The sequence below is a fragment of the Streptococcus oralis subsp. dentisani genome (assembly GCF_002860905.1).
GTDB lineage: Bacteria > Bacillota > Bacilli > Lactobacillales > Streptococcaceae > Streptococcus > Streptococcus oralis_BA.
The window spans coordinates 67745-82283 of record NZ_PKIG01000001.1 but is presented as its reverse complement, the minus strand read 5'-3'; the positions used below and the strand labels follow the sequence as shown (position 1 = coordinate 82283).

General features: G+C 39.3%; 15 protein-coding genes. All 15 read left to right on the top strand.

Features of this window, described 5'->3' with window-relative positions; all coding sequences use genetic code 11:
- Positions 1 to 67: 67 nt before the first annotated feature.
- The 15 genes from mltG to msrB all read left to right on the top strand — a co-directional run bounded on the left by mltG (position 68) and on the right by msrB (position 14474).
- A complete protein-coding gene (gene mltG / locus CYK16_RS00430; protein WP_101776474.1) occupies positions 68 to 1810 on the top strand; it encodes an endolytic transglycosylase MltG in 1743 nt (580 codons plus the stop codon).
- Between the two features lie 61 nt (positions 1811 to 1871).
- The gene (gene greA / locus CYK16_RS00425; RefSeq protein WP_000818750.1) at positions 1872 to 2354 is read left to right on the top strand and encodes a transcription elongation factor GreA; all 483 of its coding nucleotides are present in this window, start codon (positions 1872 to 1874) and stop codon (positions 2352 to 2354) included.
- A 73-nt stretch (positions 2355 to 2427) separates the two neighbouring features.
- Positions 2428 to 3792, top strand: coding sequence for an amino acid permease (locus tag CYK16_RS00420; RefSeq protein WP_180948724.1), 1365 nt, complete (start codon positions 2428 to 2430; stop codon positions 3790 to 3792).
- A gap of 98 nt (positions 3793 to 3890) precedes the next feature.
- Entirely contained in the window at positions 3891 to 4301 is a 411-nt protein-coding gene (locus CYK16_RS00415) for a GNAT family N-acetyltransferase (protein ID WP_023943224.1), read from the top strand.
- 382 nt (positions 4302 to 4683) lie between these two features.
- A complete protein-coding gene (locus tag CYK16_RS00410; protein WP_081094113.1) occupies positions 4684 to 5529 on the top strand; it encodes an ABC transporter ATP-binding protein in 846 nt (281 codons plus the stop codon).
- A 15-nt stretch (positions 5530 to 5544) separates the two neighbouring features.
- Positions 5545 to 6273, top strand: a complete 729-nt coding sequence (locus CYK16_RS00405; RefSeq protein ID WP_060806276.1) for an ABC transporter permease — start codon at positions 5545 to 5547, stop codon at positions 6271 to 6273.
- A 379-nt stretch (positions 6274 to 6652) separates the two neighbouring features.
- On the top strand, positions 6653 to 6862 hold the full coding sequence (locus CYK16_RS00400) for a helix-turn-helix transcriptional regulator (protein WP_001107500.1): 210 nt from the start codon (positions 6653 to 6655) through the stop codon (positions 6860 to 6862).
- The gene (locus CYK16_RS00395; protein WP_023943216.1) at positions 6852 to 7340 is read left to right on the top strand and encodes a DUF6773 family protein; all 489 of its coding nucleotides are present in this window, start codon (positions 6852 to 6854) and stop codon (positions 7338 to 7340) included. Before CYK16_RS00400 ends, CYK16_RS00395 begins: the two co-directional genes overlap by 11 nt.
- 115 nt (positions 7341 to 7455) lie before the next feature.
- On the top strand, positions 7456 to 8916 hold the full coding sequence (locus CYK16_RS00390; protein WP_023943214.1) for a nicotinate phosphoribosyltransferase: 1461 nt from the start codon (positions 7456 to 7458) through the stop codon (positions 8914 to 8916).
- Positions 8913 to 9737, top strand: a complete 825-nt coding sequence (gene nadE, locus CYK16_RS00385; protein WP_023943212.1) for an ammonia-dependent NAD(+) synthetase — start codon at positions 8913 to 8915, stop codon at positions 9735 to 9737. Before CYK16_RS00390 ends, nadE begins: the two co-directional genes overlap by 4 nt.
- Before the next feature lie 401 nt (positions 9738 to 10138).
- Positions 10139 to 10690, top strand: a complete 552-nt coding sequence (locus CYK16_RS00380) for a GNAT family N-acetyltransferase (protein WP_000835664.1) — start codon at positions 10139 to 10141, stop codon at positions 10688 to 10690.
- Between the two features lie 146 nt (positions 10691 to 10836).
- Positions 10837 to 11736: an Rpn family recombination-promoting nuclease/putative transposase gene (locus tag CYK16_RS00375; protein ID WP_000603352.1), complete on the top strand. Its 900-nt coding sequence runs from the start codon at positions 10837 to 10839 to the stop codon at positions 11734 to 11736.
- Between the two features lie 328 nt (positions 11737 to 12064).
- Positions 12065 to 12775 (top strand): thiol-disulfide oxidoreductase-associated membrane protein CcdA2, encoded by a 711-nt coding sequence (gene ccdA2 / locus CYK16_RS00370; protein WP_000368752.1) that lies wholly within the window; start codon positions 12065 to 12067, stop codon positions 12773 to 12775.
- A gap of 13 nt (positions 12776 to 12788) precedes the next feature.
- A complete protein-coding gene (locus CYK16_RS00365) occupies positions 12789 to 13352 on the top strand; it encodes a redoxin family protein (RefSeq protein ID WP_000759260.1) in 564 nt (187 codons plus the stop codon).
- Between the two features lie 9 nt (positions 13353 to 13361).
- The gene (gene msrB, locus CYK16_RS00360) at positions 13362 to 14474 is read left to right on the top strand and encodes a peptide-methionine (R)-S-oxide reductase MsrB (RefSeq protein WP_060806275.1); all 1113 of its coding nucleotides are present in this window, start codon (positions 13362 to 13364) and stop codon (positions 14472 to 14474) included.
- Positions 14475 to 14539 lie beyond the last annotated feature (65 nt).

The following is a 14539-nucleotide window of genomic DNA, read 5'->3' as shown; positions in this document are numbered from 1 at the left end:
TCATAGGTTGCTTTTCCTAGACTTTTAAGATATAATATTATGGATTGTCAACGAGGAGGAAAAACTTTTGAGTGAAAAGTCAAGAGAAGAAGAAAAATTAAGCTTTAAAGAGCAGATTTTACGAGATTTAGAACGAGTTAAAAAACATGAAGAAGATCAGGAAGAAGTTGATTTAGCTTCAATAAAACCCCAATTTTCTTCTAAAAATGACCAGTCGATAGAAGAGATAATGGAAGATTCTCTATCAGCTGTAGAGGAGATTATGAGAAAAGCTCCTACCGTGCCTACTCACCCAAGTCAAGATGTACCGGCTTCTTCATCAGATGAGATTCAAAGAGAAAATCCTGGTGTTCCAAGTCATCCAAGTCAAGATGTGCCTTCTTCTCCCGCAGAAGAGGCTGTAAGACAAGCTCCACTTGCTCCTAGTCACCCGAGTCAAGAAGGCCCTTCTACTCCATCAGCGGAGGGAGTATCAAGACCAACTCCAGGACCTGTTAGTCCTAGAAAAGTAGAAAAGGAATTTAATGAAATCCCAACGAGGGTAGCTGTTTCTTATAAGACAGAAGCTCAGAGAGAGGTAAAAAGAGAAGTTCCTACTTCAAAACCAGTAGTGGAAAAGAAAGTTGTAGAAGAAATGCCTGCAACTCCACGTCGTAGCCATCGTGAGACGGTTAAGTCAACCAAGAAGAAAAAATCAGGATTTAAGGCCTTCTTCATTTCTCTACTCATTTTCTTAGGTTTGATTTCAGCAGGTGCTTACTTCGGTTATCAGTATGTTCAGTCATCTTTACAGCCTGTGGATGCTTCATCTAAACAATATGTGACAGTGCAAATCCCAGAAGGAGCCAATGTTCAAACAATTGGTTCAACTCTTGAAAAGTCTGGTTTGATTAAACACGGAGTGATTTTTGCTTTTTATGCGAAATATAAAAATTATTCAGATTTGAAGTCTGGCTATTACAATTTGCAAAAGAGTATGAGTACAGAAGATATCATCCATGAATTGCAAAAAGGTGGAACAGCTGAAGCTCAAGAACCTGCGCTTGCGAATTTAACAATTCCAGAAGGTTATACGATTGATCAAATGGCACAAGCGGTAGGTCAATTGCAAGGTGAATTCAAAGAGCCTTTGACAGCGGAAGCTTTCTTGGCTAAAGTGCAAGATGACAACTTTATTAGTCAAGAAGTTGCCAAATATCCTAGTCTACTTGAAAGCTTGCCTACAAAGGAAAGTGGCGTTCGTTACCGTTTGGAAGGATTCCTCTTCCCAGCTACATACTCTATCAAGGAAAGCACAACTATTGAAAGCTTGATTGATGAGATGTTGGCAGCTATGGACAAGACTTTAGCACCTCATTACAGTACGATTAAGTCTAAGAATTTGACGGTCAATGAATTGCTGACCATTGCTTCTCTTGTCGAAAAAGAAGGAGCTAAGACGGAAGACCGTAAGTTGATTGCAGGTGTATTCTACAATCGCTTGAATCTTGGTATGCCACTTCAAAGCAATATTGCCATCTTGTATGCCCAAGGAAAACTTGGTCAGAAGATTAGTCTTGCTGATGATGCTGGAATTGATACGACAATTAATTCACCGTATAATGTTTATACGAAAGCTGGTTTGATGCCAGGTCCAGTAGATAGTCCAAGCTTAGATGCCATCGAGGCAAGTATTAATCAGACTAAGAGTGATAACTTATACTTTGTAGCTAATGTTACAGATGGTAAGGTCTATTATGCTGCTACTCAGGAGGAGCATGATCGTAATGTCGCTGAACATGTCAACAGCAAATTAAACCAAACAAACTAAAATTATATGATGCTTCACATAATTTTAGTTAGAAAATATCATCAGAAGAAAGTTGAGAAAAATGGCAGAAAAAACATATCCTATGACCCTTGCGGAAAAGGAAAAACTTGAAAAAGAATTAGAAGAATTGAAATTGGTCCGCCGCCCAGAAGTGGTAGAACGCATTAAGATTGCCCGTTCATACGGTGACCTTTCTGAAAACAGTGAATACGAAGCGGCTAAGGATGAACAAGCCTTTGTCGAAGGACAAATCTCTAGCTTGGAAACAAAAATCCGTTATGCTGAAATCGTCAATAGTGACTCAGTTGCTCAAGACGAAGTAGCGATTGGTAAAACAGTCACTATCCAAGAAATTGGTGAGGATGAGGAAGAAGTTTATATTATCGTAGGTTCAGCCGGTGCGGATGCCTTTGCAGGTAAAGTGTCGAATGAAAGCCCAATTGGACAAGCTTTGATTGGCAAGAAAACAGGTGATACAGCAACCATTGAAACACCTGTTGGTAGCTATGATGTAAAAATCTTAAAGGTTGAAAAAACAGCCTAAAAACAAAAAAGGAGTGGGGAGGCTGTGCGCTTCACTCACTCCTTTTTCCATTTTAAATTGAATTGGAGACGATATGAGTTCAAAGAAGAAAAAAAATAAGATGGAGCGTGGTCTGACCAATCGTCACGTGCAGGTTATGGCCATTGCGGGAACAATTGGAACAGGACTCTTTTTGGGAGCAGGTCGCTCTATCAGCCTAACAGGTCCTTCCATTGTACTGATTTATATGATTACTGGAGCCTTTATGTTCCTCATGATGCGTGCGGTTGGGGAAATGCTTTATCAAGATCCTGAGCAACATACCTTTATCAACTTTATCACGCGTCATTTGGGTAAGGGCTGGGGTTATTTCTCAGTTTGGTCTTACTGGCTATCCGTTGTCTTTATCGGTATGGCGGAAATCACAGCTATCTCTCACTACGTTCAGTTTTGGTTCCCTAGCTGGCCAAGTTGGATGATTGAGATTGGATTTTTGACCATTCTAGCCTTGGTCAATCTGATTGCAGTTAAGCTCTTTGGGGAAGTTGAGTTTTGGTTTGCTATGGTCAAGATTGTGGCTATTTTAGCTATGATTGCCACAGGAGTCTTTATGGTCTTGACAGGCTTTAAGACACCACATGGAGTAGCAAGTTTGGCCAATATCGCCGACAATTTCTCCCTCTTCCCAAATGGTGGAGTGAACTTTGTCATGGCCTTTCAGATGGTTTTCTTTGCTTATCTAATGATTGAGTTTATTGGAGTAACAACTTCTGAAACCAAAAATCCACGTCAGGTCTTGCCAAAAGCTGTTAAGGAAATTCCTTTGCGTATCGCCTTTTTCTATGGTGGTGCCCTCTTAGCTATCATGGCTATCATTCCATGGCGTGAGCTTGCATCGGCTGATTCTCCTTTTGTAACAGTATTTGAATTGGCAGGTATCAAGTGGGCAGCGGCCTTAATTAACTTCGTCGTTTTGACGTCAGCAGCATCTGCTCTTAACTCAACCCTTTATTCAACAGGACGTCATTTGTATCAGATTGCCCATGATTCGCCCAATTCATTCTTAAAGGCTATTAAGGCAGATACGCTTTCTCGTCATAACGTGCCACAAAATGCCATCATTGCTTCAGCGGTTTTGATTGCCCTAGCAGCATTTATCAACGTCTTGCCAGGAGTTTCGGATGCCTTTGCCTTGATTACGGCATCATCATCAGGTGTCTATATCGCCATTTATATCTTGATTATGGTGGCTCACCTTAAATACCGCAAGTCACCAGACTTTATGGCAGATGGCTATCTTATGCCCCATTATCGTTTCCTAAATCCTTTAACCATGCTCTTCTTTGCCTTTGTCTTTGTAACCCTCTTTTTACAAGAGTCTACATTTGTAGGAGCAATTGGATCAGCTATCTGGATTATCGGTTTTGGGATTTACAGCCAGTGGAAATTTAGAAAATAGATTAAGGACTCATCAACTCAGGTTGGTGAGTTTTCTAGTTTGACAGTCTATTGAAATAGGACTATAATCAAGCTGTAACAATGTTTGAGGAGGTTTAGATGTACTTTAAATTGGAAAATGAGGATTCCCAGAAGGCGCAAGAAATTGGGAATCTGATTCGTGCTTATAATCGTTCCAAAAGAGAAGAGGCTGAAAGTGAGCCACTTAATCTTTATGTCGAAGATGAAAAGGGCAATCTCCTGGCAGGTTTGATAGCAGAGACTTTTGGAAATTGGCTAGAAATCGAGTATTTATTTGTAAAAGAGGAACTGAGAAGGCAAGGAATCGGTTCAAAGCTATTGCAGCAAGCAGAAACTGAAGCTAAGAATCGAAACTGTCGTTTTGCTTTTGTCAATACCTACCAGTTTCAAGCTCCTGATTTTTATAAAAGGCATGGCTACAAGGAAGTCTTTAGGTTACAAGACTATCCCTACATTGGGCAAAGATATTATTACCAAAAGGATTTGTAAGGAGAATATGAAAGCATAAATCAAAGAGGGGGGCTTGACATAAGTATGAAGTAGATTCTCGATAAATACCAGTTAAATCCTACACATTGTGTCTTTCTAGGTGATATTGAGGACAATACAATTGCAGCTGAGAAATTGGGAATCAAGTCTTATCAGGTTAAGAAAAGAAGTGATGTCGTCGATATTTTGAAACCCTATATTTAAACTTAACACTCTCTATTTTTTATGGTAGAGAGTTTTTTGTTAATAAAATTTTACAAAATGACATTTATATATTGCATTAAGTTAGATATATGATATAATGTTGTTAAAAAGAGGCGCAACTTTTTAAAATTAATGAGAATCAAAGAGAAAACCAAGAATATTAATGGAGGAATAAAAAATGGAAGTTATAAATGTAAGTAAGCATTATGGTCATTCAACCATTCTCAAAGATATAAATTTCGCACTTAACAAGGGTGAAATTGTTGGTCTAGTAGGGAGAAACGGAGTTGGTAAGAGTACGTTGATGAAAATTCTTGTTCAGAATAATCAACCGACTTCAGGGAATATTATAAGTAGTGATAATGTTGGGTATTTAATCGAAGAACCAAAATTATTTTTATCTAAAACAGGTTTAGAGAATTTAAAATATTTGTCAAACTTATATGGTGTTGACTACAATCAAGAAAGATTTGGAAGTTTGATCCAAGAGTTAGATTTGACTCAGTCTATTAATAAAAAAGTAAAGACCTATTCTTTGGGTACAAAACAAAAATTAGCTTTGCTTCTAACTCTTGTTACGGAACCTGATATATTGATTTTAGATGAACCGACTAATGGTTTAGATATTGAATCATCACAAATAGTTTTAGCGGTTCTAAAAAATTTAGCTTTACATGAAAATGTTGGAATTTTAATATCGAGTCATAAATTAGAAGATATTGAAGAAATTTGTGAGAGGGTTCTTTTCTTGGAGAACGGGCTTTTGACATTTCAAAAAGTAGGAAAAGATAGTCATAATTGCTTGTTTGAGATAGCTTTTTCATCAGCTACAGATAGAGACATTTTCATTACCAAACAAGAATTTGGGGATATTGTTCAGGAAGAGGGACTGAGAATTACTATGTCTGGGAATATTCAAAGTAGTGAGTTTTTTAAATTTTTTAACGAAAACTCTATTAAAGTAGTTGATTTTGAAACTAAAAAAGAAACGCTTAAAGATATTTATCTAAATCGTTCAAAATAAAGGAAGGTTATAATCATGAAATTAAATAAATTGAATTTTCTTAAGGAAAATATAAGAGATTTATATTCATCAGGCGTAATATATCTCGGTTTGCTTATCTCGTTTATACCGCCGATATTGGTTACATTCTTTATTCTAAATACTCAAGGGACATCGCTTGGTATTAAGCATATTTCAAACTTTTATGCTATGCTCGGTATGTTAATGGCTGTTATACATGCTAACCGAGTCATTAGTAGAGATTTTTCCCACAATACGGTAAGTTTGTTTTATAATCAACAGAAAAATCGGATGATTTATGTCTTGTCTAATTTTCTATATGCCATCTCAGTTTCCATTATTTATGCTTTGAATGGCATTGTGCTACTAGTCATCGTAAGTAAATTGGGTGTTTCAGGTGATTTAGGATTAGATTTTATAGCAGTCATTGTAGTCAATACAATTTTATTAGTCCTATTTTATTTTCTATTATCTTACATTTTCTATTTATACAAATTGAAAAGTGGCTTGGTATTTGGTATTTTAGTAGCTTTACTACTCTTTGTCCCTAATATATTAAATACGATTATGATGAATACTAGTAATGATTTGTTTATCAAAGCAATTGAACTTCTTCCTTTTTATTCCTTACCTGTATTTGTTGCTTCAAATACGATGTCTATTAGTCAGTATCTTGTGGTAATCACTACAATCATTTTATTGTACTTTTTCACTCTCAAGAAAAGCAAGAAGTATTCATTTTAGTTTCATTTAGTATTATTTTACAGACTTAAAATCCAGCAAAAAATCAGTCATCTTGGTATGCTCCTGCTCTTGTTGTGTACACGTTTTTGTCTTATGCTAGACTCATTTCCAAAAGCATTATATAATAGTGATATGAAATCAACTAAATAAGAAATATAAGCAATCAAAACTCGTTTAAAAGACCCTACTAAAGCTAATACTAAACAAAAAATCAAATAGCAAACTAGGAAGTTTATTTCAAACAATCCAACATACTGATTTTAGGCTGAAGATAATATTGGAGTGCTAATTAATGAGGTTATAATAAATAGCTGACAGCTTGTGTTGGTTTTGGATTTTTTAAGAGTAGATGAGTATTAAAACTATAAGGAGGACGCAGGTGGCTAAAAATTTAAAATTGAAATTAGCTCGTGTAGAGCTTGATTTAACTCAAGGTCAACTGGCAGAGGCTGTGGGGGTGACGCGCCAGACTATTGGTTTGATAGAGGCGGGAAAATACAATCCCAGTCTCTCGCTTTGCCAGTCTATTTGCAGATGTTTAGGAAAAACCCTAGACCAACTATTTTGGGAGGAAGAAGATGGTAAATAAATTCATTCATTATCAATTACTTGACGAAAGAGAAGAACAACTAATCAATAAAGCTGGGGCAGAGTCTTTTTCACTCTTTATTGGGCTTGTACTTCTAAGCTATTTAGTAGCAGTGTTATCTCCATCTCTTTTTAATCCGAATTTTCTAGTGTATACTCTGATAGTAGGAATTTTCTTCTTTTTCAATCGTGCCCGTTATCTGGGAGTAACCTACTATAGTCGTTTTCATTTTACGATTTTGGGTTGTTTTTTCTTAACCTTGGCTATTACGGCTCTTTTGATGTTACAGAATTATCAATTCAACATAGAAGTTTATCAGCACAATCCTTTGAACGTTAAATACCTATCTGCTTGGGCAATTACTTATGTTATTTATCTTCCCTGGGTCTTTATTGGCAATCTTGGTCTTAAGAGCTATGGCGAATGGGCTCAGAAAAAATTTGAGCAAGACATGGATGAACTGGAGAGTGGAGAATAGCTTGTTACTCTTTTCTCAATCCAGATAAAATGTGATATAATAGTACTAATTTATTGGAATACATGAAAGTTCTTGAAAATTTTCATGGGTTTCTAGCTAAGGAAGTAGGAAAAGTATGTATCCAGATGATAGTTTGACATTGCACACGGACTTGTACCAGATTAACATGATGCAGGTTTACTTTGACCAAGGAATTCACAATAAAAAGGCGGTCTTTGAGGTTTATTTCCGCCAACAGCCTTTTAAGAATGGCTATGCGGTTTTTGCAGGTTTGGAAAGAATTGTGAATTATCTTGAAGACTTGCGTTTTTCAGATAGTGATATTGCCTATTTGGAGTCTCTAGGCTATCATGGAGCATTCTTGGATTACCTTCGCAATTTCCAGTTGGAGTTGACCGTTCGTTCTGCCCAAGAAGGGGATTTGGTTTTTGCCAATGAACCGATTGTGCAGGTGGAAGGTCCTCTAGCCCAATGTCAGTTGGTCGAAACGGCTCTTTTGAACATCGTCAACTACCAGACCTTGGTGGCGACTAAGGCAGCTCGTATTCGTTCGGTCATCGAAGATGAACCCTTGATGGAGTTTGGGACACGTCGGGCTCAAGAAATGGATGCGGCTATCTGGGGAACACGCGCAGCGGTGATTGGTGGAGCCAATGGAACCAGCAACGTGCGCGCTGGTAAACTCTTTGACATTCCTGTTTTGGGAACCCATGCCCATGCTTTGGTTCAGGTTTATGGAAATGACTATGAAGCTTTCAAGGCTTATGCTGCGACCCATAAAAATTGCGTCTTTCTTGTGGATACCTATGATACCCTTCGCATTGGGGTACCAGCTGCCATTCAGGTGGCGCGTGAGCTGGGTGATCAGATTAACTTTATGGGTGTGCGGATTGACTCTGGGGATATCGCCTACATTTCCAAGAAAGTCCGTCAGCAATTGGACGAGGCTGGATTTACAGAGGCTAAGATTTATGCTTCTAATGATTTGGACGAAAATACCATCCTCAACCTTAAGATGCAAAAGGCCAAGATTGATGTCTGGGGTGTGGGAACCAAGCTGATTACAGCTTATGACCAGCCCGCTCTTGGGGCAGTTTATAAGATTGTTGCCATCGAAGATGAAAATGGGAACATACGCAATACAATCAAGCTGTCTAATAATGCCGAAAAAGTGTCTACGCCAGGTAAGAAGCAGGTGTGGCGCATTACCAGTCGTGAAAAAGGCAAGTCAGAAGGTGACTACATCACTTATGACGGTGTGGATGTGAGTGACATGACAGAAATCAAGATGTTCCATCCGACTTATACATACATCAAGAAGACGGTTCGTAATTTTGACGCTGTTCCTCTCTTAGTGGATATCTTCAAAGACGGAAAATTGATTTACAACCTGCCTAGCTTGACTGAGATTCAGGCTTATGCTCGTAAGGAATTTGACAAGCTTTGGGATGAGTACAAGCGTGTGCTGAATCCGCAACATTATCCAGTGGATTTGGCGCGTGATGTATGGCAAGACAAGATGGACTTGATTGACAAGATGCGCAAGGAAGCCCTTGGTGAAGGAGAAGAAGAATGAGTTTGCAAGAAACGATTATCCAAGAATTGGGTGTCAAACCTGTGATTGATGCCAAGGAAGAAATCCGTCGTTCCATTGATTTTTTAAAAAGATATCTGAAAAAACACCCCTTCCTAAAAACTTTTGTACTAGGAATTTCTGGAGGACAAGACTCAACCTTAGCAGGACGTTTAGCCCAACTAGCTATGGAAGAACTGCGAGCAGAAACGGGCGATGACAGCTACAAATTTATCGCTGTCCGCCTGCCATACGGAGTGCAAGCTGATGAAGCAGATGCTCAAAAAGCCCTAGCCTTCATCCAGCCAGATATCAGTTTAGTCGTTAATATCAAGGAATCAGCTGATGCCATGACAGCAGCAGTTGAAGCGACAGGAAGCCCTGTTTCTGACTTCAACAAGGGCAATATCAAGGCTCGTTGCCGTATGATTGCTCAGTATGCCCTTGCTGGTGCCCATAGCGGAGCGGTTATTGGAACAGACCATGCTGCGGAAAATATCACAGGTTTCTTTACCAAGTTTGGTGACGGTGGTGCGGATATTCTCCCTCTTTATCGCCTCAATAAACGCCAAGGAAAACAACTCTTACAGGAACTTGGTGCAGACCCAGCCCTTTATGAAAAAATCCCAACGGCAGACCTGGAAGAAGACAAACCAGGCCTAGCTGACGAAGTAGCCCTCGGAGTCACTTATGAAGAGATTGACGACTACCTAGAAGGCAAAACAATCAGCCCAGAAGCCCAAGCAAGAATCGAAAACTGGTGGCACAAAGGTCAACACAAACGCCACCTACCAATCACCGTATTTGATGACTTTTGGGAGTGAGACAGAAATCGGTAACTCACAGAGTTCGATTTCGTCGTCTCACCCCCGCAACGATGACTAGGTTTGAAAAAGCTTGCTAGAGCGCATTTCAAACCAGACAGCGACTGCGTCAAGGAACTAGATGAAAAACTTGTTTTTTAGTTATTACTGAGTTTAGTCTTTTTACCCTGAGCCTATAAATAAGAAAGCGAAGAAGGTCCGGGGGACCTTTTTAGCTTATTATCTTGAAATTCAAAAGCAAGAATAACCTCCAGTGGAGGTTTTCAGCCTCTCACCTTGAAATAAGAAAGTGAGAGAAGGTCCAGTGGGCCTTTTTAGCTTATTACCTTGAAATTAAAAAGTAAAACAAATTTCAATGGAGATTGGACAGAGAATCATCTATCAGAAAGTGAGGTAGTATCGTGAAATCTATCGGTACACAAATATTACAAACAGAACGTTTGATTTTAAGAAGATTTGTGGAGAGTGATGCAGAAGCCATGTTTCAAAATTGGGCTTCATCCGCTGAGAATCTGACCTATGTTACCTGGGATCCCCATCCTGATGTCGAAATTACTCGAAACTCCATTCGAAATTGGGTTGCCTCCTATACCAATCCTAACTATTACAAATGGGCCATTTGTCTCAAAGAGAACCCAGAACAAGTGATAGGAGATATCAGCATCGTTGCAATAGATGAGAACGATTCTTCTTGTGAAATTGGCTATGTTTTAGGAAAAAACTATTGGGGTCGTGGTCTTATGACAGAGGCCTTAAAAGCTGTCTTGGACTTTTGTTTTACTCAAGTAGGCTTTCAAAAAGTCAAAGCTCGATATGCCAGTCTCAACCCAGCTTCAGGTCGTGTCATGGAAAAGGCTGGAATGTCCTATCTACAAACGATTGTTAATGGTGTAGAGAGAAAAGGCTATCTTGCGGATCTTATTTATTATCAGATAAGTAAGAAGGATAGATAAGCTTAACATTTATTGCTTATCCGCTGTTCTTATTTTTTTATTTACTATTTCATTTATCCTTTCTTTTCCGAATAAATAAATAGATAGAGTCAGTGAATCTAGTAATCCTAGATTAAAAAATGTGCTATAATGAAAGGAGAGAAAGAATGATTCTCAGACATCCGGGCATCAGCCCGACCAACGATTTGGTTGCTAAGAAGATTTTTAGCAATCCAGAAATCACTTGTCAATTTATTCGCGATATGTTGGATTTACCTGCAAAAACTGTAACGATTTTGGAGGGAAGCAATATTCATGTCTTGCCTACCCTGTCGTACTCGGCGCAGGATTTCTATACCAGTATAGACGTCTTAGCGGAGTTGGACAATGGGACACAAGTAATTATTGAGATTCAGGTGCATCATCAGAATTTTTTCATCAATCGCCTGTGGGCTTACCTGTGTAGTCAGGTCAATCAAAATCTTGAAAAAATTCGCCAGCAAGAAGGCAATACTCACCAGAGTTATAAACACATCGCACCAGTATACGCTATCGCAATTGTAGATAGTAACTACTTTCAAGATGATCAAGCTTTTCATAGCTTTAGTATGCGAGAGGACACGACAGGTGAGGTCTTAACCATAACAAATAACGGTCAAGAAAACCATCTGGTCAAGATGGCATTCTTGGAATTAAAAAAATACAGAGAAACCAGCAAAGACAAGGTTCGCAAGCCGTGGTTGGAGTTTTTTGGGAACAAGCCCTTTACCCAACAACCTGAGCGAGCCATCAGCCAAGCAGACCAACTGCTGGACTACAAGAGCTGGTCCGAGGAGGACAGGAAAATGTTTAGTCAACTACGTATGCGAGAAGAACAAGCATTATTGGCTCATGACTATGCCTTGGAGCAAGCTGAAGAAAAAGGCTTAGAACGTGGCCGTGCAGAGGGAATCAAAGAGGGGTTAAAAGTAGGTTTAGTAAATCTAGTTCGCCAAGGTCTTCTAACACCTGAGGTTGCCAGCCAGCAATTGGGAATGACCGTTGCTGAGTTTGAGGCCTTGTTGTAAGACTATTACCAATAATGGTTAAAATGGGGTTCTTAGAACTAAAAAATACAGAGGAACCAGCAAAGATAAGGTTCGTAAACCGTGGTTGGAGTTTTTGTAAATCAGTAAATCAATGACAGATTTTTCCGCGATAGATGGAAGAATCTGTTTTTTAATTTACTAAATGTTGGCTCAAAAAACTAAGATAGCTTACCCTTTTACTCATGTTTTTTTGATTTATTTGAAGTATAACCTGATTAAATTCCTATTTTTCCCTATCATTTTCCCTATTTTTTCTGGAGTTTTGGGGCTATAATAGTCCTATCAAATCAAAGAATGGAGGAAGGCAATGGATAATATAATCTTTTTTATCAGTGTTTTTCTTGCTGGAATTCTTTCCTTCTTTTCTCCTTGTATTTTACCCTTGTTACCGGTTTATGCAGGGGTCTTGTTGGATGACAAAGATGGTGCTCAGGCTTCTAGTGGAAAATATTCAATCTCAGTTGTTAGTTTATTGCGAACTCTGGCCTTTATAGCGGGTATTTCTTTTATCTTTATCTTACTGGGATATGGTGCTGGTTTTTTAGGCAATTTGCTGTATGCTTCTTGGTTTCAGTATGTGACGGGTGCGGTTATCATTCTCTTGGGCTTGCACCAGATGGAAGTCTTACATTTGAAAGGACTTTACAAGGAAAGAAGGTTACAATTAAATAGACAAGGGCAAAAGGGTAAGGAATATAGTCAGGCATTTTTACTGGGCTTGACCTTTAGTTTTGCTTGGACGCCATGTGTGGGACCGGTTCTGGGCTCTGTTTTAGCCTTGGCGGCTTCAGGTGGCTCAGGTGCTTGGCAGGGAGCTGGTCTCATGTTGGTTTACACGCTGGGTTTGGCACTACCATTCTTGGTTCTAGCTCTTGCCTCCAGCTATGTTTTGAAACATTTCCGAAAACTTCATCCCTACCTTGGAACCCTCAAAAAAGTAGGTGGTTTCCTCATTATCGTGATGGGAATCTTGGTGCTTTTGGGAAATGCTTCTATTTTAACAAGATTATTTGAATAGAGAGGAATAAGAAATGAAAAAATGGCAAACATGTCTCCTTGGAGTAGGCTCAATTTGTTGCTTGGCAGCCTGTTCGGCTAAAAATATGTCAGACGAATCTACCATGAAGGAGCAAACAAAAACAGAACAAGTCAGTGCGCAAACTGCGACTAAAGGTCAGGCGGTTGCTGATTTTGAACTAACGGGAGTAGACGGCAAGACATATCGCTTGTCTGATTACAAGGGCAAGAAAGTCTATCTCAAATTCTGGGCTTCTTGGTGTTCCATCTGTCTAGCTAGTCTTCCTGACACGGATGAAATTGCTAAAGATGCTGGAGACGACTATGTGGTCTTGACAGTGGTGTCTCCTGGACATAAGGGGGAACAAGCAGAATCAGACTTTAAGAACTGGTACAAGGGCTTGGATTATAAAAATTTCCCAGTTCTAATTGACCCATCAGGTAAACTTTTGGAAACTTATGGTGTTCGTTCTTATCCAACTCAAGCCTTTATAGACAAGGAAGGTAAGCTAGTCAAAACGCAACCTGGTTTTATGGATAAGGATATGATTTTAAAAACATTGAAAGAAATGGGGTAGAGAAAGGTCATGAATGATAAAGTAAAATTGTTTGTCTTGGCAGGAATCTTTTTCCTAGCCATAACCGGTTTCTATTTTCTATTGATGCGAAATGCAGGGCGGACAGATAGCTCGCAAATTGAGAAAGCGGCAGTCAGCCAAGGAGGAAAAACAGTGAAAAAAACAGAAGTGAGTAAAGATGCAGATTTGCATGAAATTTATCTAGCTGGAGGATGTTTCTGGGGAGTGGAGGAATACTTCTCACGCGTTTCCGGTGTGACAGATGCCGTATCAGGCTATGCAAATGGTAGAGGGGAAACAACCAAGTACGAATTGATTAACCAAACAGGTCATGCGGAGACTGTCCATGTTACCTATGATGCCAAGCAAATTTCCCTCAAGGAAATCCTGCTTCATTATTTCCGCATTATCAATCCAACCAGCAAAAATAAACAAGGAAATGATGTGGGAACCCAGTACCGTACTGGTGTTTATTACACAGATGACAAGGATTTAGAGGTGATTAACCAGGTCTTTGATGAGGTAGCGAAGAAATACGATCAACCTCTAGCAGTTGAAAAGGAGGCCTTGAAGAATTTTGTGGTGGCTGAGGACTATCACCAAGACTATCTCAAGAAAAATCCAAATGGCTACTGCCATATCAATGTCAATCAGGCGGCTTATCCTGTCATTGATGCCAGCAAATATCCCAAACCAAGTGATGAAGAATTGAAAAAGACCCTGTCACCTGAGGAGTATGCAGTTACCCAGAAAAATCAAACAGAACGGGCTTTCTCAAACCGCTACTGGGATAAATTTGAATCTGGTATCTATGTGGATGTAGCAACTGGTGAACCTCTCTTTTCATCAAAGGATAAGTTTGAGTCTGGTTGCGGATGGCCTAGTTTCACCCAACCCATCAGCCCAGATGTTGCTACTTACAAAGAAGATAAGTCCTACAATATGACACGTATGGAAGTGAGAAGCCGAGTTGGAGATTCCCACCTTGGCCATGTCTTTACGGACGGCCCACAGGACAAGGGTGGCTTGCGCTACTGTATTAATAGTCTCTCTATCCGCTTTATACCCAAAGGCCAAATGGAAGAAAAAGGCTATGCTTATTTACTAGATTATGTCGATTAAGAGGGCTTTCCTAAGCAGTTAGAGGAGAATTTTGCTATACTGATACTAGTAAGTGGTAAAGGAGC